The sequence below is a fragment of the Pseudomonas sp. MYb13 genome (genome assembly GCF_002980075.1).
GTDB lineage: Bacteria > Pseudomonadota > Gammaproteobacteria > Pseudomonadales > Pseudomonadaceae > Aquipseudomonas > Aquipseudomonas lurida.
Genome location: NZ_PCQI01000010.1, coordinates 55791 through 79557 on the forward strand (window position 1 = coordinate 55791; position 23767 = coordinate 79557).

Sequence of the window (23767 nt, forward strand, 5' to 3'; positions counted from 1 at the left end):
GTCGACCACAGGACAACCGATGCTGTTGCCGTTCGTGAAAATGCACGCCCATGGCGACGATTTCATCATCGTCGATCGCCGTGGCCTGGACGATCCCATCACCGCACGAATCGCCTGTCAGCTGGGCAATCGCCACACGGGTATCGGCTTCAACCAATTGGCCGTGGTGCTCGACTGTGACGATGCCGACGCGCGTATCAAGTTCTGGAACCCCAACGGTACGCCGTTGACCACCTGCGGTAGCGCCACCCGTGGTGTGGCCGACCGCTTGATGCATGAAACCGGAATGGATTCGATTGTGTTGCGTACCGAGCGCGGCCTGCTCACGTGCGTGCGCGCAGCGGGGCGGCAGGTTGCCGTGAACATGGGCGAGCCGTCGTTGGATTGGGCGGCGGTTCCCCTATCCAAAGCCATGGACACACAGACCTTGCCCATAGAAGGCCACCCGGCGGCGTGCAGCATGGGCAACCCCCATTGCACGTTTTTCGTGCAGGACATTGCCGCTGTCGACGTAGAAGCCCTGGGCCCGGCGCTGGAGGTTCATCCGTTGTTCCCGGCCAGGACCAACGTGCATTTCGTCCAGGTACTCGACCGCGGTCATATCCGCCTGCGCATCTGGGAGCGCGGCGGCGGGGTGCCGCTGGGTTCGGGGTCGTGCTGTTGTGGGGCGGTGGTCAACGGGATCCGGCGCGGGCTGCTCGATGCCACGGTGCACGTGCACTGCGACGGTGGCACGGTGACCGTGCACTGGGCGGGCGAGGGCGGTGTGGTGCTGACCGGCAGTGTGGAACCGGTGCTGCAAGGCAGCGCCTACCTGCCTTGAAACGTCACGGTGAAGGTGGTGCCTCCAGTGGCACAGGAGCTCACCGCCACATCGCCGCCATGCACCTTGGCCAATTCGCGCACGATGTACAGGCCCAGGCCGACGCTGCGCACATCGCTGCCCTGGTCGGTGCCACGGGTCATGGGCTCGAACAGCCCGGCCAGCAAGACATCGGGAATCGCCTCGCCGTAATTGTGCACGGACACTTCGCAGGCGCTATCGCCCAACCGTGACGTCACCGTGATCGGTTGTTGCAGGTCACCATAGGCCACGCTGTTGGCCACCAGGTTGCCGATGATCTGCTGCACGCGGTCGGCATCCAGGCAGGCCTCGCCACGGCCTTCGGCGTGATGCACCAACGTCGCCTCGGGGAATGCCACACGCAGTTCATCCACGGCGTGATGAATCACGCTGTGCAGGTCCAATGCGGCGGCCTTGATGGTGATGCCCTGGCCGACCCGGGCCTGGGTGAAATCCAGCAGGTCGGCGATCATGCGTTGGGCACGTTCGGATGACTGGCCGATATGCCCCAGCAGTTGGCGTTCCCTGGCTGTGCGTTCGCCCCGCGTGAGAAAATCCGACGCCATGCGAATCGCGGTGAGCGGGTTCTTCAGGTCATGGCTGACGATCGCCACCATCTGTTCGGCGAACAGCGCGCGGCGCTGCGAGATGGCATAGGCCTCACGCAACTCGGCCTGGGCTTGCTGCAGCGCCCGTTCGGTGGCGGTTTTTTCCTGCACAAGGGCTTCGGCCAGGTTGCGCGCGTTGAGCAGCTCGCGCTCGTACTTGTCGCGGTCGGTGGTGCCGAAGAGGGCCAGGTCGTACACCACGGCGCCGGCTTGCTCACGCTGGATGCCGTTGAGCAGCACGGTGATCTTGTGGCCATCGTGGTGCAGCATGTCGAGCTTCACTTCGGTGACGCTGCCATGCATGCGCAACCTCGGGGCCAGGTGGGTCTGGTGGAAGATGCGCCCGCCCATGGTCAGCAGGTCCTGAAAACGCTTGCCGCACAGCTCGGTCGTGCTGAACCCCAGCCATTCGCTGAAACGGGCATTGGCTTGCAGGATCATGCCATCTTCCGCCGTGACGGCCAGCGCGCAGGCGGCGTTGTCAAACAAGTCAGCTTGCACGGGTAGCCGCCCAGGGGGCCAGGAAGCTGTCCATGGCCGCCGCGCATGCGTGCGGCGCGCTCATGTGTGGGCAATGCCCGACATTATCCACCAGGCGATAGGTGCTATTGGGCAATACGCCGTGCAGGTATTCGCCCACGGGCACGGGGGCGATCAGGTCGTCGCTCGATTGAAGGATCAACACCGGGGTGGCCAGGCCGATCACGTCCTGGCGGTTGTCCGAGGTGAAGGTCACGCGCGCGAATTGCTTGGCGATCTCGGGCTCAGTGCGGCAGAAACTGTCGGTCAACGCTTCGCTCAGCTCCGGTTGTTCAGGCGCGCCCATGATCACCGGGGCCATGGCGCTGGACCAGCCGAGGTAGTTGCTGTCGAGGGTGTCGAGCAGGTCCTGGATATCGGCGGGCTTGAAGCCACCGACGTAGTCGTCTGTATCGATATAGCGTGGCGACGGGCCGATCATGACGTGAGCCGCAATACGGCCGGGGACGAAGCGGTCGGCGAGGGCGCCGATCATTGCACTGACCGAATGCCCGACCAGGATCACGGGACCGACGGCATAGGCATCGACGATTTCATTGAGGTCCCGGGCGTAGCCATCCAGTGCGCCGTACTTGGCCTTGTCGAAGGCGCTCAGATCGGAGAGTCCCGCACCCACCAGGTCGTACATCACCACGCGAAAGCGTTCGAGGAAATGCGGCGCCAGGTAGTTCCACATGGCCTGGTTGCACCCGAACCCGTGGGAAAACACCAGGGTCGAGATCCCGCAGCCCATCACGCTGACATTGTTACGGAGGAGTAAATCCATGGGCGTCTCGATAATGGCGTATAGCTATGAATGCGCCGAGTTTAGATAGTCAACGGCGCGGGGTCACGTGTTATAGCGTTGATAAGGTAAAGTCGGCGCCTTCAGGAAGAAACTTCAGGTAACAAACCATGATGCGGCGCGTGCGGCAATCCGTCTTGAGTCTGCTGGTGCTGGTATTCGCCAGCGTGTTTGCCACCGCCCAGGCGGACACTTCGCCCATCGGCGTAGCCCTCGACCAACGGGTGATCGACCTCACCGACACGCTGGATGCCGACACCGCCACTCGTCTGAAAAACCAGCTCGCCGACCTGGAACAGCGCAAAGGCTCACAAGTCGCCGTGCTGATGGTGCCCACCACCGGCGGTGCGAGTATCGAGGATTACGCCAACCAACTGTTCCGCGCCTGGAAACTGGGCCGCAAGGATGTCAACGACGGCATCCTGCTGGTGGTAGCCAAGGACGATCGCAAGGTGCGCATCGAGGTGGGTTATGGCCTGGAAGGCACCGTCACCGATCTGTTGGCGCACCGCATCATTGAAGAACACATCACCCCGGCGTTTCGCCAGGGCGACTATGCGGGCGGTGTTGCCCAGGGCGTGAATGACCTGGTCGTGCTGGTGGACGGCGGTGATTTGCCCAGCGTCGCGGCGCCCGGCGTCAACCCCCAGATCATTGCGGTCCTGCTGGCATTTATCCTCGGCGCCGTGGGCGGTGTGCTGATCGCCGCCGGCACATTGCACTGGCGCCGCGCGTTGATGGCGGCGGTGGCTGCCACGGTACTGCTGGCGATCTTTGGCGGTGGCCGCGACTGGCTGATGTTCCTGCTGGTGATGCCACTGATCCTGCTGATCGGCGGCGCAACGTTCGGCGCGTTGTGGATGGCGCGGACGGTGTTTTACGGCGTGGTCGGGTTGTTGGTCTACATCCTGGGGTTGGTGGCTGTGGATCACTGGTACGCAGACGTCAACTTCATCCACTGGCTGGCGTTTCCAGTGGGCGCGCTGGTGGTGCTGGGGTTGTACCTGATCCTGTTCGTGATCATGAAGGATGCCTGGAAGCAAAGTCGGGTGGGCTTCGTCGCACGGCTGGTGGCCGCTGCAGCGGTTTATGTGGCGGCCGGTTTTCTGATGGAATTGGGGCGTAACGGCTGGTTGTTTGCGTTCCCCATCGCTTCATTTGCGGCGCTGTTCATCTTCGGCAAGACCGGCGGCGGGTCGGGGTCGAGTTCGGGCGGTGGGTCAAGCTCGAGCTCCAGCAGCTCCAGTTCCAGCAGCTCATCCGGGGGCGGCGGCTCCAGCGGTGGCGGCGGCGCGTCGGGCAGTTGGTAAAACCGCCAGGGTGGCTCGTGGCCAAACCCACCCCTTGAAGTTGAAGTCGGCATGAAGTCGTCCGCTGGGTGGACACATGCTTGTGCCGCCTGCGCACCCCGTTCGGGTAGAGGGTCAGCTCAGGACGATGTAGTCGTTCTGCTGGCGGATCGGGCGGTGTGGGCCTTGTACCAAGTGAACATAGCGACCGTCCACCAGGTCGATCGGCAGGCAATCATCGACATCCAGCACGCCGTCGGTGTGGGCCTGGGACCAGTGGCGCAGCATTTGGTGCTTACCCTTGCTCTTAGCCTCCTGCTTCGTGCGGGCTACCACCAGCAGGTAGTGGTGGGCTTCGCCAAAGCTGTTGGCTTCATAACCGCCAAGGTTGATGAAATACAGGTGATGCGCACCGGCAGCAGGCGCCAGCGGGCTGAACTCGACTTTCCAACCGTCGACGCCATCCACTGCCATCCATGAATCGATATGTACGCCCTTGGGGCTGCCAAACCAGTCTTCGCGCAGTTGCGGGTAGGTTGCTTCCAGCGTGTCCGCGACAACAAACACCACATCGTGAACTTCAATTTTCGCCCGAGGATGCTTACCCCCGAGCATGACGACAAACAGCATTGCAGGTCCTTCCTGGCGACTTGGCAGAGGCTAACCATACTTCGATTGAACCCTTTTGTCCGGCCAATGCCACACTGTTAATCCGCGAATTCATCAGGAGGTAGTCATGCGTACCATTGATCTGGCGGGCGTTCCCGTTCCTGTCATCGGCCAGGGAACCTGGCGCATGGGCGAAAACCCGGACCAGCACCGCGCTGAAGTCGCGGCGTTGCAACTGGGCATCGACGAGGGCATGACCCTGATCGATACCGCCGAAATGTACGGTGAGGGTGGCGCCGAGACGGTCGTCGGCGACGCCATTCGCGGCAGGCGCGACCACGTATTCCTGGTGAGCAAGGTGTACCCGCATAACGCCAGCCACAAAGGCGTGCCCCGTGCCTGTGAAGCCAGCCTCCAGCGCCTGGGCACGGACTATATTGATCTTTATCTGCTGCACTGGCGCGGCCAGGTTCCCCTAGAAGAAACCGTCGAAGCGTTCGAACGCCTGCGCGAAGCTGGCAAGATCGGCCGCTGGGGCGTCTCCAATTTCGACGTAGCCGACCTGCAGGCACTCGCGTCCCCGGCGTGTGCTACCAACCAGGTGCTCTACAACATCGAAGAACGCGGCATCGAATTCGACCTGCTGCCCTGGTGGCAACAGCATCACTTGCCCTTGATGGCGTACTGCCCGATCGCCCAAGGCGGCGAACTGCTGTCCAGCCCCACCCTCAAGCAGATCGCCCGTCGCCACGAAGTGACCCCCGCGCAGGTTTCCCTCGCCTGGGTGCTGCGCCAGGACGGCGTGATTGCAATACCCAAGGCAGTCACACCGGAGCACGTGCGACTCAACGCAGCAGCAGCCAAGCTGGTGCTGGATGAGCACGACCTGGACGCTATCGACCGCGTGTTTGGTGCACCCAAGCGCAAGCACCCTTTAGCGATGGTGTAACCGAATGGCAGGAGCGGCGCCGCGCTGGCGCCGCTCCCGAGCGAGTCCGGTTTAACCCGCTACCGGGCTGCGCCAGTCATCCGACCCGGACGTGCCGGCCACTTCGTGGGTCCACACGATTTTGCGATAGGTGAAGTACACATCTTCCAGGTGAGTGAAATGGGCATTGTCCGGGTCTTGGCAATTTGGCATGCGTGACTGGATGTCCACGATGGTCGCTCCTTCCAGTTCGATTGTGAAGTAATGCTCCTGGGTGCCCGCCGACGAGGTGCGCAGCCATTCAAGCCTGCACTTGACCTCTTCGCCGCTGGTCAACGCGCTGAACAGCAGGGGCGACGACTTATCGAACACCTTGCTGATCATCAACGGCTTGTGGACCCTCTGGCCCGTTGGTTGGCCAGATTGTGGGTCACGCGGAATGATCACCTGATGAGAAAAAGCCTGGACCAGAATCTGATCCTCATGGCCCTCCTGATAAATATTACCTACCGAGTCCTGGGTAAATGTGCCTGCCGTAATCAAACCTTGTTTGACACCGGTGATGGAGAGATACGCGGGTGTTGGCATGACGGGTTTCCTTGCCTGATTGATGAGGTAGTCCGAGCCGACAATTGCATCAGCTGGGCCGATACCTATAACAAGAAACGTGCCTGAAAGTGTGAGGCTTAATGAAGTAAGGGGTGTCGTACTGGGCAGGCTATAAACTTCAGAAAATTACGTGGTGCTGGGTGGGTTTTTTAAGTTTTTGATTGCGCAGTGGTGCGCACTTAGTTGCTCATATGAAAAAGTGAGCAAATCTTGAAGTTATCCAAAAAGTCGTGTGAGTGGGCACGGATTATTGCGCAAAATACTGCGCACCCCCGAAGATTTAGGGGGTTGTAGGAAAAGGATTAAGTGTCGTCCCGTCGCTTGCTGAATATTTTAGGCATGGCTAAGGTTCGTGAACTTCGCAGGTTTCATGGCGAAGTTGAGAGGGCGTTCTGATGCGAAATTTACATGTGCTTAGTTGGCCTTTACTAACGAGTTTAGTTGTGCGCGGTGCCAAATGGATTATCCGGACAAGCTGTATGATTATTACCTTGAAGTTGCACGGTCACCCTGCGCGCCAATGAATTTTGCCGGCAGTGATATGCGCTTTTCGAGTGAATATGAAGTCCTGGAGTCCGAGCTTGCCAAGGCACAATCGATCCATGCCTGTGGCCAACCCGATTGGGGCAAGGTCCTGGACATCAGCGAGACCCTGCTGCGCCAGCAGTCCAAGGACCTGCGGGTCGCCGTCTGGTTGACCTGGGCGTTGCACCAGCGCGAATCCTACTCGGGGTTGTTGGCCGGGCTCGGGTTGCTGCGCGAACTCTGCGAGCATCAGTGGGCGGTGGTCCATCCTGCGAAGCTGCGCACCCGCGGCGCCGCCTTCCGGTGGTTGGTCGTGCGCCTCGAGGCCCTCTTGACGCAAAACCTGCCGCTCCAGAACCAACAGCCCTTGTTCCGCGTCGTGCATGAGCACTTGGTGCGTCTTGACGAAGTGTGGTCCGGGCACTTGGGCGATGCCGCGCCGTTATTGTTGCCGATTCGCAGGCAATTGGCTCAGCGACTGGAGCGTGCCTCGCAGGAGCACGCGCCAGCAGCGGGGTTGGGCGGGGCCATTGCGCAGGCCAAGCAGGCGACTACCTGCGGCCGTTTGTCAGTGTCGAGGGCAACCGCTATCGCTTGCGTGCCCTGGACGGGCGCAGCTTGCCAGTCTCACGTTCGTTGTTGGACCAACTGACCAAGGCCCAGACCATTCGCCAGGGCTTTTTTGCCGAGGACCAGGGCGATTGGGCCGTTCGATTCACACTGGCGCCCTACAGCCTGGATCAGGCTGTCAGCCGGGCAACGCTGCAGCTGGGCGGTCAGCAATTGGAATACCGGCATGGCCCAATCGTGCCGATGACCTTCCAATGGCCAGCCGAGGCAGACAACGGTCGCAGCAGCCTGGTACTGGAACGCGGTACAGAGCGGCCAGTGGGGATCGAAAAAGATCGCGGAGCCTGGTCGATGTTCCGATTTTTCGACTTGATGCAAAGCGAGCCGGCAAGTGGCAGGGGCGCGCAGATACTCAAGGCCGACCTGGCCGGGCTGCGTGCCAATTACCTGCTCACCAGCCAACGCAACCCCAGCCCGTTCCAGATGGCGACATGGCGCACCTTCCGCCTGCCGGAGCAATTGTGAGTCGGGCGCAGCCTTGGCAAAGTGCCGGACGCACGGCGCAAGGCAAGGGCCGTGTGCGCAACGAGGATGCATTGCTGGATTGCCCGCAACGCGGCTGCTGGGCAGTCGCCGATGGCATGGGCGGTCATCATGCCGGTAATGTGGCCAGTCAATGGGTGGTCAGTGAGCTGGCTGCGCTGCCAGCTGGAGGCGGCTTCGATCAACGCATCGACGCGGTCCGACGCTGCCTGCGCGGCCTCGACAACCAATTGCAACCCGCCGATGGCCTGGCAGGTGTCATGGGCAGTACGGTGGTTGTGCTGTTGCTCGAACACGAACGAGCAGCCTGCATATGGGCCGGGGACAGCCGATGCTACCTCTGGCGAAGTCAGTGCCTGTATCAACTGTCGCGCGACCACTCTCTACAGCAGCAACTGATGGATGAACAGCAACTCAGCCTGGAACGAGCGCGGAGCCATCCAGATGCCAGGGCCTTGACTCGCGCAATTGGTGCCCGACAGCCACTGAGCCTCGAGATACTCGAATTTCGGCTCTATCCCGGGGACGTGTTTTTACTGTGCAGCGATGGCCTGTACCAGGGGCTTCGCCACCGCGAACTGGGAAGTGCCATGAGTGCAGGCATGCCGTGGCAGGTGGTAGACCGACTGTTCGTCCAAGCGTTGCGGGGGCCTGCGCTGGATGATCTTACCGCCGTGGTGGTGCAGTCATGACCGCGGTATGCCCGCCGAACCTGCTGGCAGGGCGTTATCAGCTTGAACGTGTTCTCGGGACGGGAGGTATGGGCGTGGTTTATCGCGCCCGGGACCTGTTGCATGAAACGTTAGGCGAACCGGACTGCCGGGTGGCGCTTAAACTGTTGGGCGAGCCCCTTTGTGCGTCCACCGATGCGCATTTGCTGCTGTACAGCGAGTTCGCCATGACGCGCAGCCTGCGACATGATCACGTGGTAAGGGCATTCTCTTTCGAGGTGGACACGGCTCACCAGAGGGCATTCTTTACCATGGAACTGATGCCCGGCCTCACCCTGGACCGCCTGCTCCCGGAGCGTCCGCAGGGCTTGCCGTGGCAAGAGCTGCAACCGATGGCCTTGCAACTGTTGGATGCGCTGGCCTATACCCATCGGCAGGGCGTGCTGCACGGTGATGTGAAACCGGCAAATATCATGGTGGGAGAGCAGGGGGTGCGCCTGTTCGATTTTGGCCTGGCGCACGCCGAGGTGCAGGCGAGGGCTGGGTTGCCAGGTTTGAGCCGCAGTCGCTTGAACGCATGGACGCCTGCCTATGCGGCGCCTGAGCTGATGGCCGGAGGACTGCCGTCGGCGAGCGCCGACCTCTACGGGGCGGCCTGCGTGCTCTATGAACTCGCTGAAGGACGGCGCCCCGGCCAGCGCGACCAGGCTTTACCAAGGCCGAGGCAGCTGCCCAGGCATTACTGGCCTGCATTGTGCTCGGCATTGGCGACGGACCCCGAGCAGAGAACCGTATCTGTCGCCGAACTGCGTGAGGTGCTGGGGGGCAGACGACATCGCTGGTACTCGGTGTAACGCGTCAACCGGCCAGGTCGTGCAGTTGGCAGTACTCGTCCCAGCTCAGGCCTGCCATCTGCGCCACTTCCTTGTGCACTTCGAGGCGCTGCGCTTCGAAGGTTTCGGAAGATTCGGCGGTGAGTTTTAGCGTGAGTTCCCAGGCAAACAGCCCCTGGCGCTCGGCTTCCGCTTCGAAGGCTTCATGCAGCCGTTCGGCGCGGTACTGCGCCAGGGTTTCGCCTTTGGCCTGGGCGGCCAACGGATTCAGGCTATTGAGTTCGGTGGCGACATCGGGGTGTTCGTCAAGGAATCGGTCCAGCGCGCGCTGGTGGTTATCACCGGGTTGTGACAAGGGCTTGCTCCACATAAAGGGCAGGTCAGGGTGACACTCCTACAGCCCTTATTGAAGCAGATTCGACGAGTGGCCCAGGTCGGAAAATTCAACTATTTGGAAAACCAGGAAGTTACTTGCCATCCAAGGCGCAAAATTCACCAAGACGGAGGGCAAAAGGCTTTCGCTCATCGTGCCCGGACGTGTAGCGTTAGCCCGGTGTATCCGGCCCTGCCTTCCAGGGACAGTGGGCGATGGGCAGAGGGATGGGTCATGGCGCAAACGCTGTTCAAGCTTTTCTTCACGCAACGTCTGGCCGCCCTGGCCAGCACCGAGTCGCTGCGAGCGATCCGCGAAGGGTTACTGTGGATCCTGCCGTGCCTGCTGGTGTCAGCGGGTTTTCTGATCCTGTCCGAATGTGCTCGCGTACTGGGCTTGGATCCGCAGGTGGTGGCGTTCCTGGCCGGCCTGCACAACCAGATCAGCTCGGTGATCCCGCTGCTGGTCGCCGCCTCCATTGGCTACATGCTGGCGATCCAGCATCGACTGCCGCAACTGCCCGTGGCGTTCCTGTGCCTGGCCCATGTCGTGGTAGCGACGTTTATCCTGCGCGACTACCCCCGGGCTTCGGCCACCTTCGTACTGTTTATCGCCATTGCCTCGCCGCTGCTGAATGTGCCGGCCATTGCGCGGCTGCATCGTTACCGCTGGACCCGACTGGTCAACGAAGACCTGGTGGGTCACAACCTGCGCGGCGCCATCAATATGGTGGTGCCGGGCGCTATCACCGCCTTGGTGCTGGTGGTGTTGCTGTCGTTATTGCTCCAGATCCCCTATGTGGCGCAGTTACAGGGGCCTCAGGTGCTCCACGCCTTGGAATCGCCCTACGGCAGCGGCCTGTTCGTGACCCTGATGAATTCGCTGCTGTGGTTCTTCGGCATTCACGGCGTGTACGCCATGCAGCCGCTGTTCGACGTGCTGGACCAGGCCGTGGTGCTGAACAGCGCGGCATTGGCGGCGGGCGAGCCGATCAAGTATGTGTTGAACAACGGCCTGTTGGGCAGCTTTGCATTCATCGGCGGTTCAGGGGGGGCCTTGTGTCTGTTGCTGGCAATCCTGCTGTTCTCCAAGAGCCAGTCCATGCGCCTGTTGGCGGTCGCGAGTTTGCCGCTGTCACTGTTCAACGTCAGTGAGGTGCTGTTGTTCGGTTTGCCGATCATCCTCAACCCGCGCTTGTTCATACCGTTTCTGATCGTCCCCGCACTTAACGCCATGGTGGCGTTGACGGTGGTGCAGATGGGATGGGTGTCGCCGGCGGTGGTCAGCGTACCGTTTACCGCGCCAGTGTTGCTCAATGCCTACCTCAGTACCCACGGCGACCTGGTTGCGGTGGCGCTGCAAGTGGCGCTGTTGGGGCTTGGCACCCTGGTGTATGCACCCTATGTGCGTGCGATCCATCGCCAGGCCACCGAAGGTGGCACGGTGTATCTCAAGTCACTGGACATGACTTTCCGTGGCCTTGAAGAAAAGGGGCGCTTGCGCGAGGTGGACTCGGTGCTCGCGTCCCACAAGATCCTGGCGCGCCAAGCCAGTGAGCTGAGCCGTATCCAGCAGATCAGCGACTACGAGTTCTATCTCGAATTCCAGCCGCAGGTCTCGACGCGCACTGGCCTGTGCACCGGTTGTGAAGCGTTGATGCGTGCCCGTGATGCCGAGGGGAAGGTGCATTCGCCGTGGGAGTTCCTGCAATGGCTGGCCCAGGCGCAATTGATGCCGGATGTGGATGTGTGGGTAGCGTCCCAGGCGGTTCGCCAATACCAGAAGTGGCAGAAACTCGGCTTCAGCTTGCCGATGACCATCAATATTTCCAGTGCGACCCTGACCGACCCCGCTTACGGCGAACGCCTGGTGGAGATCCTGGCCCAGGCCCACGGGCAGGTCTCGGTGGAAATCACTGAAGACGCGCTGGTCAGTGATATCCAGTCCACCCGCCAGACCATCCAGAAACTGCAGGCCATCGGTGCCAAGGTCTACATCGACGACTTCGGTACCGGGTTTTCTGCCTTGAGTTACTTGCACCAGTTCCCGGTGGACTTCATCAAGATCGACCGCAGCTTCGTAGTGGCCCAGCACGACCCCAAGGGCGCCCAGGTCATGACCGGCATGCTGCGTTTTTGTGAGGCGCTGAACCTGGGCGTGGTGGTTGAAGGGGTGGAAACTGCCGAGCAGTTGGCCTTCCTGAGTACCGGCGCCGATCTGATTATCCAGGGCTGGTACTTCAGCAAGGCGCTGCCGGGCGATCAGTTGCAAGGCTTTGTGCGTGAGCGCGAGGCCATGGCCCAAGCCTAATAACCGCGCTGAGTCTGCTCGATTTCCTCGATCAATCCGTCGATACCGTCCAGGCGCGCACGGTTGTCATGGTCCCAGGGGTGAAAGCCGGGTTTGAAGTAGTGCAGCCACGGCACCAGCATTCGTGGGAAAACGCCCTTCGGCCCATACAGGAATTTCAACATGCGCCAGAAGCCCTTCAGGTGCCCGCCGGACTTGCGGTCGGCAATCAGCAGGCGCAGGTGGAAGTCGAACACCACCAGCCAAAAGAATACCGTCGTGGTGAGCATGGTTCCGGTGCGCAGCAAATAGCGCATGGGGCCGGGCTTGATCACGCTGTTCCACACGTCAAACGCCACGGCCTTGTGTTCGGTTTCCTCCAGGGCGTGCCAGTACCACATCTGCTGGTAGCCCTTGAGTGATTCACCGAAGCGGGACGGGTCGCTCAACAGGATTTCGGCCAGCATTGCCGTGTAATGTTCAAGGGCAATGGTGACCGCCAGGTTGAAGGACGCGGGCAGGTGTTTTTTCTGCAGGTCGAGGATGAACTTCAGCCGGCGGTCCAGGGTATGCGCGGGCAGCCCTGCGGCTTGCAACAGGTCGTTGTAGGCGACGTGCTCGCGGCTGTGCATGGCTTCCTGGCCGATGAACCCCTGGATCTCTTTTTTCAGCGCCGGGTCGTCGATGCGCTGGCGATAGTGGCGCACGCTGTCCATGAAAAACAGCTCGCCCTGCGGAAACAGCAGCGACAGCGCATTGAAGAAATGCGTGATGAAGGGACCCTGTTCGTGCCAGTTCTTGATGCGTTCGGGTGGCAGGGCAAAACGGATGTCACGGCGGATCGGCAACATGGTGCGTGCTCCTGTTCAGAGACGGGGCTCGTCGTTGGTTTCAAACACCGGCGTGCGTGGCTTGGGGGCCATGCGCCTGCTGGCGAACACCACCAGCGCTTGGTAGGCCGCTGGCAGGCAGCGGGCGAGCAGGTCAAGAAAATACGCGTCGCGACCGATGAGCACGCGACGTTTGTTTTTGCGTACGCCGTGCAGGATCGCCTTGGCGGCCTGGTCAGCGTCGGTAATGAACAGCTTTTCGAAGTCGGCGCGCGCCTGCTGTTCGCTGTGGATCAGGAACCCAGTCATGTTCGCGTCGATACGGCTGCTGCGGCAGATATCGGTACGGATGCCGCCGGGGTGCACGCAGGTGGCGGAGACGCCGCAGCGTTGCATGTCCAGCTCCTGGCGCAGGGATTCGGTAAAGCCGCGCACGGCGAACTTGGTTGCGTTGTAGCCGCTCATGCCCGGTTGGGCGAACAGGCCGAACACGCTGGACGTGTTGATCACATGACCCTCGCCGCAGGCTTTCAGGTGCGGCAGGAAGGCCTTGGTGCCGTGGACCACGCCCCAGAAATTGATGCCGACGATCCATTCCAGGTCGGCGTAGTCCACGCCCTCCACCGTGCTCGACAGGGCAACGCCGGCATTGTTGAACACCAGGTTGACCTGGCCATGCTCGGCCACGCAACGGGCGGCCCAATGTTCCATGGCCTGGCGATCAGACACATCCAGCACCTGGGTGGTGATCACCACCGGGGCGAGGGTCGAGGACTTGATCAGCGCCAAGGTCTGTTCCAATCCCTGGCTGTTTTTGTCCGCGAGCGCCAGGTGACAACCTTCTCGCGCCAAGGCCAATGCCAGGGCGCGTCCCATCCCGGAAGCGGCGCCGGTAATTGCCGCTACACGGCCATTGAATGATTTCATGACAGGCTGCCTTCTGCGGTGGAGTGGGGCGCCGGTGCAGGGTGGCTGGGCGCGTTGGTCGGCAGCAGATCAGCGACATAATCCTTGAGCGCAAACTGCCGGGTCACGTGTTTGAAGCGCCAGGTCGAACCCGGCCATAGGGTGGTGTTCTTGCCGGTGCGCGGGTCGAGGTACCAGCTTTGGCAGCCGCCGGTATTCCAGATGGTGCGTTTGAGCTTGGCTTGCAATTGCTGGTTGTAGGCGCTTTCCACGGCGGGTTTGACGTCTACCGTCGCGATGCTGTGCCGCTGCATTTGCTGGAGGGCATCGAGGATGTAGGTCACCTGGGCTTCGATCATCAGGATCATCGAGTTGTGCCCCAGGCCGGTGTTGGGCCCGACGATCAGGAACAGGTTGGGATAGCCGGGCACCGTGGTGCCCTTGTAGGCGTGGGCGCCGTCTTGCCAGGTGTCCATCAGGTCCACACCGCCGCGCCCGATGATGCAGTCACGGGGCAGGGGGTCTGTGGCCTGGAAGCCGGTGCCGAAGATCAGGCAGTCTGCCGGGTGCTTGATGCCATCGGCGGTGATGACGCCGTCGGCTTCGATGCGCAGCACGCGATCGGTGACCACCTCGACATTGCTGCGCGACAACGCGGGGTAGTAGTCATTGGAAATCAGCACGCGCTTGCAGCCGATGGTGTAGTCCGGGGTCAGGGTCTTGCGCAAAGACGGCCGAGCCACTTGTTTGTGCAAGTGACGCAGGGCGATTTTCTGCACCATTTTCATCAGCCGTGGGTGCAAGGCAAAGCCGACCACACGGCCTTCCAGCGCCCAGTAGAAAGCGCTGCGCACCAGGCGTTGGGTGAAGGGCAGATGCTTGAACAGCCAGCGTTCGAACGGTGCAATCGCCCGGTCGGGTTTGGGCATGATCCACGGTGGGGTGCGCTGGAACAGGTCGAGGTGGGCTACGTGCGGCGCGATTTGGGGTACGAACTGAATGGCGCTGGCGCCGGTGCCGATCACCGCGACACGTTTACCCTTCAAGGAATACTCGTGGTCCCACTGCTGGGAGTGAAAGCGCTTGCCCCTGAAACTGTCGAGGCCCGGAATATCCGGGAGTGCCGGGCGCGACAGGCCGCCCATGCCCGACACCAGCACACGCGCGCTGACCTCCCGGCCATCGCTGAAGCTCAATTGCCAGCGTTGATGGTGCTCATCGAACACTGCGCGCTCAAGGCCCATGCCGAAACGCAGGAAGGGCGTTAACGCAAAGCGCGTGGCGCATTGCTCCAGGTAGGCGCGGATTTCCGGCTGCGGCGCGAATTGCCGCGTCCAGTCTGGGTTGGGCGCGAAGGAAAACGAATACACATGGGACTGCACATCGCAGGCGCAGCCCGGGTAGTGGTTGTCCCGCCAGGTGCCGCCGAGGGTGTCGGCCTGCTCGGCGATGAAGAAGTCGGTGAACCCGGCTTCCTTGAGCTTGATCGCCATACACAGGCCGGCAAAGCCTGAGCCGATGATGGCGATGTCGATTGATTCACGCTTGGCATTCATAAGCAGTCCTTCGTGGGCATCGGGTGTGCTCCTTTTCTTGTTCTGTCTTTTAGATAAAACACCATTGCAAAGAAAAATTGAATTACTTATTTTAAAAAAGATTTTAAATAATCTACCTGAAAATATCGCCTACGCTAGTCCCAGGCTCCTTATGTGCGACTTGTCCGACGGACAGGCACGAAGTTCAGGTCCAGGGTGTGGACGATGGCTGAGGCCTTGATCAATTCCGGTCGGGTCGCCAGCTGCAGGGATGCAGAGGACCGAGCTATGGCTGTCGAGTGGGTTATCGCTGCGGCTGTTTTCATAGGCGCCAGCGCCGTTTTGTGGGGGTTCAGCGCGTGGATGACGCGGCGCATTGAAGCTGCCGTTCCGATCAACGGGCGTTTTCTGGAGGTCGACGGTGAGCGCTTTCATTATTGCGATGAAGGCAAGGGCCCACCGTTGGTGATGATTCATGGGCTGATGGGCAGCAGCCGCAACCTGACCTACGCGTTGTCCGGGCAATTGCGCGAGCACTTTCGTGTCATCACCCTCGACCGCCCAGGGTCGGGCTATTCCACCCGCCATAAAGGCACCGCCGCCGACCTGCCAGCGCAGGCACGCCAGGTGGCGGCCTTTATCAACACGCTGGGGCTGGATAAACCCCTGGTGCTGGGGCACTCCCTCGGTGGCGCAATTTCCCTGGCGCTGGCGCTCGACCATCCCCACTCCGTATCAGGGCTGGTGCTGGTGGCGCCACTGACCCATCCCCAACCCACGTTGCCGCTGGTGTTCTGGTCGCTGGCCGTGCGCCCGGCCTGGCTGCGGCGTTGGGTGTCCCACACCCTCACCGTGCCCATGGGCCTGTTGACGCGGCGCTCGGTGGTCAAGGGCGTGTTCGCCCCCGACACGGCCCCGGAAGATTTCGCCACCCGTGGGGGCGGGCTGCTGGGCATGCGTCCCGACAACTTCTACGCCGCGTCCAGCGAGATTGCCCAGGTCAACGACTACCTGCCGGATATGGTCAAGCGCTACCCGCAATTGACGCTGCCCATCAGCCTTATCTACGGCGCCCGCGACAAGGTCTTGGACTTTCGCACACACGGCCAGGCCCTGGCTGACAAGGTTCCGGGCCTCAAGATGCAGGTCGTGGAAGGGTGCGGGCATATGCTGCCGATCACCGCCACCGCGAGGGTGGTAGAGGCGGTGCAGCAGTTGGCCAAGCGCACGCGGCCATCGCAAGCCGCCGCGACCCGGCAGCCGTCATTAGCCGTGGTGAACAAATAACCGTGGCCCTCATCGCGGGTTGGACCGTCCGAAATGCTTGCCCTAGAGACCTGACCAAATGGCTGAAAAAGAGACTGCCTGGTCACGTTTAAAAGGGCTCGAAAAAGTAGTTGACGACCTATCGATTCCGCGCTATTTATTTAAAAAAATATTTCAATGTTTGTTTTGAAATGATTTTTGAAATGCCTAAGAGCGAATAAAAATGAAAAAAACGTCTTTTATCGCATGGTTGATTTCCTGGAGCATTCAGTGCTCCCTGAACCTGTTTTCTGCTTCCCTGCCACGGAGGTTGCCATGAACCAGACTCTGGCAGCCCCAAGCGTATGGACCGACGGCAAGCGCCACCTGTGGTGGTTGGGCATCATGCCGCTGGCCACCCCCTTGCTCTCTGGCGCCTTGGCCATCACTACCGGCATCCAGCAACTCTGGTGGGTCGGTGTACTGGTGATCTTCGGCTTGATCCCGCTGATCGACGGCTTGCTCGGTGAGGATGTGAGCAACCCACCCGAATCCGCCGTCAGCCACCTCGAATCCCAAAGCTACTATCGCTGGATCGTCTACACCGGCGTGCTGTTTGTCATCTCGTCGGTGGTGATCACCGGTTGGCTCGCCGCCGGCGGTATCGACTGGATCATCCAGGGCGGCCTGTTGCAGGCGGCTGCGAATCTGGAGCCGTCCAGTTGGCTGTCTCATGCCGCCAGCTACATCACCGCCCGTACTCAACTGCACGGTGAGGCAAGCTGGTTCACTTACCTGGGCATGGCGATGTCGACCGGCGCCGCCACTGGCATTGCGATCAACACGGCCCACGAGCTGGGGCACAAGCCCAATGCACTGGAAGTGTTCCTGGCCAAGGTCACCCTGGCTCCGACCTTTTACGGGCACTTCTACACCGAACACAACCGTGGGCATCACGTGCGGGTCGCCACGCCGGAAGATCCGGCCAGCTCGCGACTTGGGGAAAGCTTCTGGGCGTTCCTGCCTCGCTCGGTGTGGTTCAGCGCCCGCTCGGCGTGGAACCTGGAACGTGAACGCCTGCGCAAGATCGGCCTGCCGGCGTGGCACTGGCAGAACGGTGTGCTCAGCGCGTGGATGTACAGCGTGGTGTTGTGGGGTGCGATGATCGCCTGGCTGGGCGCGGCAGTGATTCCGTTCCTGATTATCCAGGGCATCTACGGCTTCTCGCTGCTGGAAGTTGTCAACTACGTCGAGCACTACGGCCTTAAGCGCCAGAAGTTACCCAATGGTCGTTATGAGCGGTGCTCGCCACGCCACTCCTGGAACAGTAATCGTATTGTCACCAATATCTTCCTGTTCCAATTGCAGCGCCACTCCGATCACCATGCCAACCCGACCCGCAGCTATCAGTCGCTGCGCCATTTCGATGAGTCGCCGCAACTGCCTTATGGTTACGCCAGCATGATTGTCTGGGCCTACGTGCCGTACTTGTGGCGCCGTCGCATGGACCATCGGGTGCTGAATCATTACGCCGGGGATATCACCCTGACCAACCTTCAGCCCTCACAACGGTTGAAGTACTTGGAGAAGTACAGCAACAGCGCCACACCGTTCTAAGTTCAAGTAACACGTTGTTTGCATATTCGGGGCCTGCGTGCCGCGCAGGCCTTTATCGCCCGAATTTTTCCAGAACCGTTGCCAGAAAGTTGTTTGACCCGAACAAAAATAATTAAAGGGAAGGACGTACACCATGCAAGCACCTGCCAAGTTCACCACCCATATCGTATTGGCCGCGCTGGGCCTGATCGCCTATCACCAGGCCCAGGCCGCGCGCATCGAGCCGGCCGGTAGCGCCTTTACGGCCCAGGGCCCCATCAGCTTTTCCAAAGGTGCGCTGATCAGCGCCGACTGCACCATCAAGGTCGCCGGCAAGGTCGCGGCGGATGGCTCCTCGGTAAACGTCGACAAAGTCGAATTCGACGGCGGCCTCAAGTGCAGCCGGGTCGAAGCCATCAACTTGCCGTGGGTGTTAGTGGCGAAAGACACCAAGAGTGGCTCCATGTCGAAGATCAGCGTGGACGTGCATGCCTTTGGTCTGGGCGGAAAGTGCGGGCCTTCGACTGCCGAGGGTACGTGGGATAACGCCACCGGCAAGTTGGAAGCCGCCAATGTGCCCATTGGCGAAGACTGCAAGATCAAGACGGTGTCGATCAAGATGCCGCCGAACTTCAAAGTTGTGGAATAACCGTCGGATGTTGGTGCGGTAATTGAATTGAAATTTGGCTGGAAAGGGAAGTTCTGCAGATTCACCGTGACCTCTCGATCATGGCCATTACCCCTGGCGAATGACTCGCCATAACATGTGAGGAAAAACAATGAAAAGCTTGAAAACCCTCGTTTGTGCAACTTCGTTCGCGCTGTGCTTCGGTGCCGTTTCGATGGCCAATGCGGCAACTATCGCACCGGCGGGTGCGGCATTCTCCACGACAGGTTCGATCACTGTTACATCGCCTGCTTCCCTGAATCTTCCGGTCACCTGCAACATCGTCTTTACCGGCACCGTTGCCGCCAACGGCTCCGGCGCGTCCATCACCGGCGCCACAGTCAGTGGTTCCAACTCGCTCTGCGCAGTGCCTGTCCTGCAAGGGCTGCCATGGTCCCTCGCGGTCACCGGTGGTGGTCCGACTGCCTTCACCGGCACGGTTTCGGGCGTGAAATTCAAGATCTTGTCGGACTGCAGCGCTTCACCCGTGACCATCAATGTTGGCTTCAACAACAGCACCAATACCCTCAGCGTGCCCAGCGCCCAGACAGTGGGCTCTTGCAAGATCACGGCTCTGACCGCAGTGCCAAACCCTGCCTTTACCGTTTCTCCATAAGCGTAGCGCGCTTGACGTGATGATCACACGTTGAAAGACGCCAGTGCCTCGCAAGAGGCACTGGTTGCGTGAGTCCAGGTCGGTGAAGCCGATCGTGGAAGATAAAAACAATAAAGGAGTGGAGCATGAATAATAAGAAGCAGCAGGCACGCACTTTGTTGAGCCTCGCCGTTCTCGGCGGTCTCATCACTGCGGCAGGGCACGCACACGCTGGCGGGTTTGCTACACCGACTTTCGGTGCTCCAGGATGGGGGCGCGCCTTCGGTGGGGGATCGCTGTTTCAGAACGACCCTTCCGCAGCTTATAACAACCCGGCGGCCATGGCTTTTATTGATCGCAACGTTTCCCAGTTCACTGTCGATTACGCGCGGATCGATATCAAGTACAAAGGCACAGCCAAGGACTATGCCGGTAACCCGCCTGCCGCTGTCGACCCCACGGACCTGAGTTCCACTCCGCGTACGGGGGATGGCGGTCAGGGTGGTTTTACCGCTTGGCTGCCAACCGGTTTCATGGTGATGCCGATCAATGATCGTTTTGCCTTCGGACTTAGCCAAGTGGTGCCATTGGGTGCGCGTACCACGTGGGATCAGGATTGGATTGGTCGTGACTTCGCCGTCGATACGCGTATTGAAACCGTCGGTGTGACCGGTTCGTTGTCCTTCAAGGTCAATGACCAGTTCTCGGTGGGTGCCGGCGCAATTGTCCAGCACACCAAGGGCTTTGTAAGCCAGAACCTAGACCTGTATGCGGCAGCGGCGTTGTCACCCACCATCGGTATTCCGTTCCCCTCTGGCGTGGGTAACTCGTTGATGCGTGTCAAGGTTGACAACACCTCCGTGGGCTGGTTTGCCGGCGTCGTCTGGAAACCCACTGAATTCGACACCTTGGGCCTGAACTACCACGCGAAAATCAAGAATAAGCTCGAAGGCAAGTACAGCATTTATGCGGACGAAGCGAATAAGTCACTGATCGACGGCGGCCTGCCAGCGCTGGCTTATCCGGGACTTACCCTCAACTCCAACGGCGCCAATGCGTCTACACAATTGGACGTTCCGGCCAATGCCTCCGTCGACTGGGTACACCAGTTCAACGATCGCCTCACCTTGGGCGCCAGTGTGACATGGACCCAATGGTCGTCGTTCAAGTCGCTGACGTTGAAGTCCGACGGTGTGCAAATTGTGTCGATTCCCTATAACTACAAGGATGCCTGGATGGTGTCGCTGGGCGGCGATTACAAATTCACCGATGACTTTACCTTCCGCGCAGGTGTTGCCACCGACCAGACGCCTACGCGCAACTCCACACGCGACCCGCGTATTCCTGACGGGGATCGGATTTTTGCGTCCCTGGGGTTTGGCTATAACATCCGCGCCATTCCAGGCTTGAGTATTGATGGCGCCTACTCGCGGCAGTTCGTCGAGAAAGCCAAGCTGCGCACGCAAAACCAGGATCGTCTTGGCGGAGCAAGCTTGGATGGCAAGGCAGATGCGAAGGGTGAGGTTGTCAGTCTTTCTGCGACGTATGCGTTCTGATCCAACCTCACAACCTGTTTGGCGCAACGTCAGTACCGTTTGGCGAAGGGTCGCGGTAGCGACCCTTATCGATTAGTCACCTCACGGCTCAACCAGGCTGACCTGAGCAGCCATTTTTTTTATCCACGCATTAAATAAAAATTTCAAAATAAAATTTGAATGTGGTTTTAGAATTTTATAGTGTGGCTTTGCGCTACAGGTCATCAGACCTGACGAGCGTAGGCCGTACCCTGAACCGAGTAGAGGTATCCCCATGGTTATCTGGTTATTGGTGGGTTTCGCAGCTGCGATTGCCCTGGCGTATCGACAAGCCGCTGCTACCCACTGGCTGGGCGCTGGCCTGGTCTGGTTGGCAGCGGGTTACCTGTTCAACGTGGTGGCCGGGTTGGGCCTCACCCTCGCGGCGGTACTGGTGGTGTTGCCCGCGCTGCTGATGACGATCAAACCCCTGCGCCGCACCTTGCTCACCAGCAGGGCCCTGGGCCTGTTTCGTACGATCATGCCGGCCATGTCCGACACTGAGCGTGCTGCCATCGAGTCCGGCACCGTGTGGTGGGATGCCGAGTTGTTCAGCGGCAAACCCGACTGGCAGCGCCTGTTGCAAGCCGCTCCCGCCAGCCTGAGCGCTGAGGAGCAAGCCTTCCTCGACAACGAAGTGGAAACCCTCTGCGACATCGCCAACGACTGGGAAACCACCCAGGTCTGGCAGGACATGTCTCCCGAAGGCTGGCAGTACACCAAGGATGCCGGCTTCCTCGGCATGATCATTCCCAAGCAGTACGGCGGCAAAGGCTTCTCCCACTATGCGCACTCGCAGGTGGTGATGAAGTTGTCGACGCGCTGCTCGGCGGCGGCGATTTCGGTGATGGTGCCCAACTCCCTCGGCCCGGCCGAATTGCTGCTGCACTACGGCACCGATGCCCAGCGTAACTACTACCTGCCGCGTCTGGCGCGGGGTGAAGACATTCCATGCTTTGCCCTGACCAGCCCGTATGCCGGCTCGGATGCCGGGGCGATTCCCGACCTGGGCATCGTCTGCAAAGGGCAGCATGAAGGCGAGGAGGTCCTGGGCTTCCGTGTGACCTGGGACAAGCGCTACATCACCCTCGGCCCGATCGCCACGGTGCTCGGCCTGGCGTTTCGCGCCGAAGACCCGGATGGCTTGCTCGGTACTCCCGGCTCGCTGGGCATTACCTGCGCGCTGATCCCGACCTCCCATCCTGGCGTCAACAGCGGTCGCCGGCATTGGCCACTCAATGCCGTGTTCCAGAACGGTCCTACCACCGGCAAGGATGTATTCATCCCGCTGGAATGGGTGATCGGTGGCCGCGAGCAAGTCGGCAACGGCTGGCGCATGTTGATGGAGTGCCTGGCTGCGGGCCGGGCCATTTCCCTGCCGTCAGCCAACGTTGGCCTGGGTAAGGTCGCGGTGCGCGGTACCACCGCCTATGCGGCGATGCGCAAGCAGTTCGGCCTGCCCATTGGCAAGTTCGAGGGCGTGCAGGCGCCACTGGCGCGCATGGCCGGGCACCTGTATGCCTGCGATGCGGTGCGCAAGGTCTCGGTGGCGTCCCTGGATGCGGGGGAGAAACCTTCGGTGATCTCGGCCATCGCCAAGTACCACGTCACCGAGCGCGCGCGGATCATCGTCAATGACGGCATGGACATCGTCGCCGGCAAGGGTATCTGCATGGGCCCGAACAACTTCCTGGCCCGCGCCTACCAGCAAAGCCCCATCGCGATTACGGTGGAAGGCGCGAACATCATGACGCGCTGCCTGATCATCTTTGGCCAGGGCCTGATCCGCTGCCATCCCTACGTGTTCCGCGAAATGGAAGCCGCGCGTAACCCGGACCGACGTCAAGCGCTGGAAGCGTTCGACAGCGCAATGTTCGGCCACGTGAGTTTTGTGCTCGCCAATACCGTGCGTGCAGCGGTGCATTCCCTTACAGGAGGGCGGTTGATTTCTGCCCCGGCCAAGACTGAACCGGCACTGGCGTCCTACTACCGCCAGGCCAATCGCCTGTCGGTGGTGCTCGCGTTGGTTTCGGACATTTCCATGGGCGTGCTGGGCGGTGCCCTCAAGCGCAAGGAAAGTATCACCGGACGTCTGGGGGATATCCTGTCGCAGCTGTATATCTTGTCCTGCGTGCTCAAGCGCTTTGAAGATGACGGCCGGCCCCAGGCCGACCTGCCGCTGGTGCACTGGTCGGCCCAGGATGCGTTGTTGCGCGCCCATGAAGCGCTGGCCGAAGTACTCGCTAACTACCCGTCGAAAGCGGCCGCGACCTTTCTGAAGGCGTTGACGTTCCCCTTCGGTATCCCGCTGCGCAAACCGTCGGACCGCCTGCTGGCCCAAGTGGCCGACGTGGTCCAGACACCGGGCGAAACCCGCGACCGCTTGCTGGCCAATTCCTATATCCCACGCCCGGAAATCGACAAGCTGGCCTACGGTGAACTGGGTTTCCGCCTGTTGCCGCAGGTGGAGCTGATCGACGCGCGACTCAAACCCGCCGTCAAGCAAGGCCTGATCGAACCGATGCCCCTTTCCGCCACGGCCTTCACGGGCTGGCGCGTCAAGGCGCGGGCGCTGGACCTCATCAGCGACGACGAAGACACCTTGCTGGGGCGCTATGTGGAATACGCCGATCACGGCATCCAGGTGGACGACTTCCCGCAGGACTTCGGGTTGCTGGAGGCATTGCAGCAGCGCAAGCAAGCGCTGGAGCCGACGGCGAAACGCCGCAGCAGCCACAGCGAAAACGCTTCGGTCAATTAGGGCAAGCACGGTCGATGTGGGAACTGGCCTGCCTGCGAAGGCA

20 protein-coding genes and 2 pseudogenes are annotated in these 23767 nt (G+C 60.8%); 14 read left to right on the top strand and 8 right to left on the bottom strand.

Translation table 11 applies throughout. From position 1 onward, the window contains the following. The first annotated feature begins 19 nt into the window (after nt 1-19). Nucleotides 20-823: a diaminopimelate epimerase gene (gene dapF, locus CQ002_RS18340; RefSeq protein ID WP_105162404.1), complete on the top strand. Its 804-nt coding sequence runs from the start codon at nt 20-22 to the stop codon at nt 821-823. On the opposite strand, the gene CQ002_RS18345 is transcribed toward dapF, so the two are convergent. Beyond that, entirely contained in the window at nt 811-1953 is a 1143-nt protein-coding gene (locus CQ002_RS18345; RefSeq protein ID WP_105162403.1) for a PAS domain-containing sensor histidine kinase, read from the bottom strand. The genes dapF and CQ002_RS18345 overlap by 13 nt on opposite strands. Then, the gene (locus CQ002_RS18350) at nt 1943-2758 is read right to left on the bottom strand and encodes an alpha/beta fold hydrolase (protein WP_105162402.1); all 816 of its coding nucleotides are present in this window, start codon (nt 2756-2758) and stop codon (nt 1943-1945) included. Before CQ002_RS18350 ends, CQ002_RS18345 begins: the two co-directional genes overlap by 11 nt. A 128-nt stretch (nt 2759-2886) precedes the next feature. On the opposite strand from CQ002_RS18350, the gene CQ002_RS18355 reads away from it, so the two are divergent. Then, complete coding sequence (locus CQ002_RS18355; protein ID WP_034106197.1) at nt 2887-4086, top strand: YgcG family protein; 1200 nt, start codon at nt 2887-2889, stop codon at nt 4084-4086. A 114-nt stretch (nt 4087-4200) separates the two neighbouring features. On the opposite strand, the gene CQ002_RS18360 is transcribed toward CQ002_RS18355, so the two are convergent. After that, the gene (locus tag CQ002_RS18360; RefSeq protein WP_034106194.1) at nt 4201-4695 is read right to left on the bottom strand and encodes a DUF1543 domain-containing protein; all 495 of its coding nucleotides are present in this window, start codon (nt 4693-4695) and stop codon (nt 4201-4203) included. Between the two features lie 106 nt (nt 4696-4801). On the opposite strand from CQ002_RS18360, the gene CQ002_RS18365 reads away from it, so the two are divergent. Further along, nucleotides 4802-5623 (top strand): aldo/keto reductase, encoded by an 822-nt coding sequence (locus CQ002_RS18365; protein WP_034106191.1) that lies wholly within the window; start codon nt 4802-4804, stop codon nt 5621-5623. A 51-nt stretch (nt 5624-5674) separates the two neighbouring features. Here CQ002_RS18365 and CQ002_RS18370 read toward each other — a convergent pair whose 3' ends face one another. Further along, the gene (locus CQ002_RS18370) at nt 5675-6190 is read right to left on the bottom strand and encodes an Hcp family type VI secretion system effector (protein WP_069077485.1); all 516 of its coding nucleotides are present in this window, start codon (nt 6188-6190) and stop codon (nt 5675-5677) included. 478 nt (nt 6191-6668) lie between these two features. Here CQ002_RS18370 and CQ002_RS18375 point away from each other — a divergent pair. The 4 genes and pseudogenes from CQ002_RS18375 to CQ002_RS18390 form a co-directional block, all read left to right on the top strand. Beyond that, nucleotides 6669-7292 (top strand): annotated as a pseudogene (locus CQ002_RS18375) (type VI secretion system ImpA family N-terminal domain-containing protein); the annotation flags it as partial. Then, nucleotides 7286-7831, top strand: a pseudogene (locus CQ002_RS18380) (type VI secretion IcmF C-terminal domain-containing protein); the annotation flags it as partial. The pseudogenes CQ002_RS18375 and CQ002_RS18380, both read left to right, overlap by 7 nt. Then, entirely contained in the window at nt 7828-8541 is a 714-nt protein-coding gene (locus tag CQ002_RS18385) for a PP2C family serine/threonine-protein phosphatase (protein WP_081327117.1), read from the top strand. The pseudogene CQ002_RS18380 and the gene CQ002_RS18385, both read left to right, overlap by 4 nt. Further along, nucleotides 8538-9374, top strand: a complete 837-nt coding sequence (locus CQ002_RS18390) for a serine/threonine-protein kinase (protein ID WP_105162400.1) — start codon at nt 8538-8540, stop codon at nt 9372-9374. The genes CQ002_RS18385 and CQ002_RS18390 overlap by 4 nt, the downstream gene beginning before the upstream one ends. A 4-nt stretch (nt 9375-9378) precedes the next feature. On the opposite strand, the gene CQ002_RS18395 is transcribed toward CQ002_RS18390, so the two are convergent. After that, entirely contained in the window at nt 9379-9708 is a 330-nt protein-coding gene (locus CQ002_RS18395; protein WP_034106307.1) for a DUF6388 family protein, read from the bottom strand. Between the two features lie 252 nt (nt 9709-9960). On the opposite strand from CQ002_RS18395, the gene CQ002_RS18400 reads away from it, so the two are divergent. Continuing rightward, nucleotides 9961-12036, top strand: coding sequence for a PTS sugar transporter subunit IIC/EAL domain-containing protein (locus CQ002_RS18400; protein WP_105162399.1), 2076 nt, complete (start codon nt 9961-9963; stop codon nt 12034-12036). Here the strand turns inward: CQ002_RS18400 and CQ002_RS18405 are convergent. From CQ002_RS18405 to CQ002_RS18415, 3 genes are read right to left on the bottom strand one after another with little or no spacing between them, the layout of a single operon-like run. Further along, nucleotides 12033-12866 (bottom strand): metal-dependent hydrolase, encoded by an 834-nt coding sequence (locus tag CQ002_RS18405; protein WP_034106177.1) that lies wholly within the window; start codon nt 12864-12866, stop codon nt 12033-12035. The genes CQ002_RS18400 and CQ002_RS18405 overlap by 4 nt on opposite strands. A gap of 15 nt (nt 12867-12881) precedes the next feature. Then, nucleotides 12882-13772, bottom strand: coding sequence for an SDR family oxidoreductase (locus tag CQ002_RS18410; RefSeq protein ID WP_034106174.1), 891 nt, complete (start codon nt 13770-13772; stop codon nt 12882-12884). After that, nucleotides 13769-15307, bottom strand: coding sequence for an NAD(P)/FAD-dependent oxidoreductase (locus tag CQ002_RS18415; RefSeq protein WP_034106172.1), 1539 nt, complete (start codon nt 15305-15307; stop codon nt 13769-13771). The genes CQ002_RS18410 and CQ002_RS18415 overlap by 4 nt, the downstream gene beginning before the upstream one ends. Nucleotides 15308-15511: 204 nt before the next feature. On the opposite strand from CQ002_RS18415, the gene CQ002_RS18420 reads away from it, so the two are divergent. The 6 genes from CQ002_RS18420 (at nt 15512) to CQ002_RS18450 (ending at nt 23724) form a co-directional block, all read left to right on the top strand. Beyond that, entirely contained in the window at nt 15512-16573 is a 1062-nt protein-coding gene (locus CQ002_RS18420; RefSeq protein WP_080758286.1) for an alpha/beta fold hydrolase, read from the top strand. A gap of 294 nt (nt 16574-16867) precedes the next feature. Then, entirely contained in the window at nt 16868-18148 is a 1281-nt protein-coding gene (locus CQ002_RS18425; RefSeq protein WP_034106168.1) for an alkane 1-monooxygenase, read from the top strand. 133 nt (nt 18149-18281) lie between these two features. Beyond that, nucleotides 18282-18776: an alkane oxidation protein activator PraA gene (praA, locus tag CQ002_RS18430; protein WP_069077505.1), complete on the top strand. Its 495-nt coding sequence runs from the start codon at nt 18282-18284 to the stop codon at nt 18774-18776. A gap of 130 nt (nt 18777-18906) precedes the next feature. Then, nucleotides 18907-19410, top strand: coding sequence for an alkane oxidation protein activator PraB (gene praB, locus CQ002_RS18440; protein WP_164403510.1), 504 nt, complete (start codon nt 18907-18909; stop codon nt 19408-19410). A gap of 125 nt (nt 19411-19535) precedes the next feature. Next, the gene (locus tag CQ002_RS18445) at nt 19536-20945 is read left to right on the top strand and encodes an outer membrane protein transport protein (protein ID WP_034106164.1); all 1410 of its coding nucleotides are present in this window, start codon (nt 19536-19538) and stop codon (nt 20943-20945) included. 253 nt (nt 20946-21198) lie between these two features. Then, complete coding sequence (locus CQ002_RS18450) at nt 21199-23724, top strand: acyl-CoA dehydrogenase (RefSeq protein ID WP_069077506.1); 2526 nt, start codon at nt 21199-21201, stop codon at nt 23722-23724. Nucleotides 23725-23767: the final 43 nt, after the last annotated feature.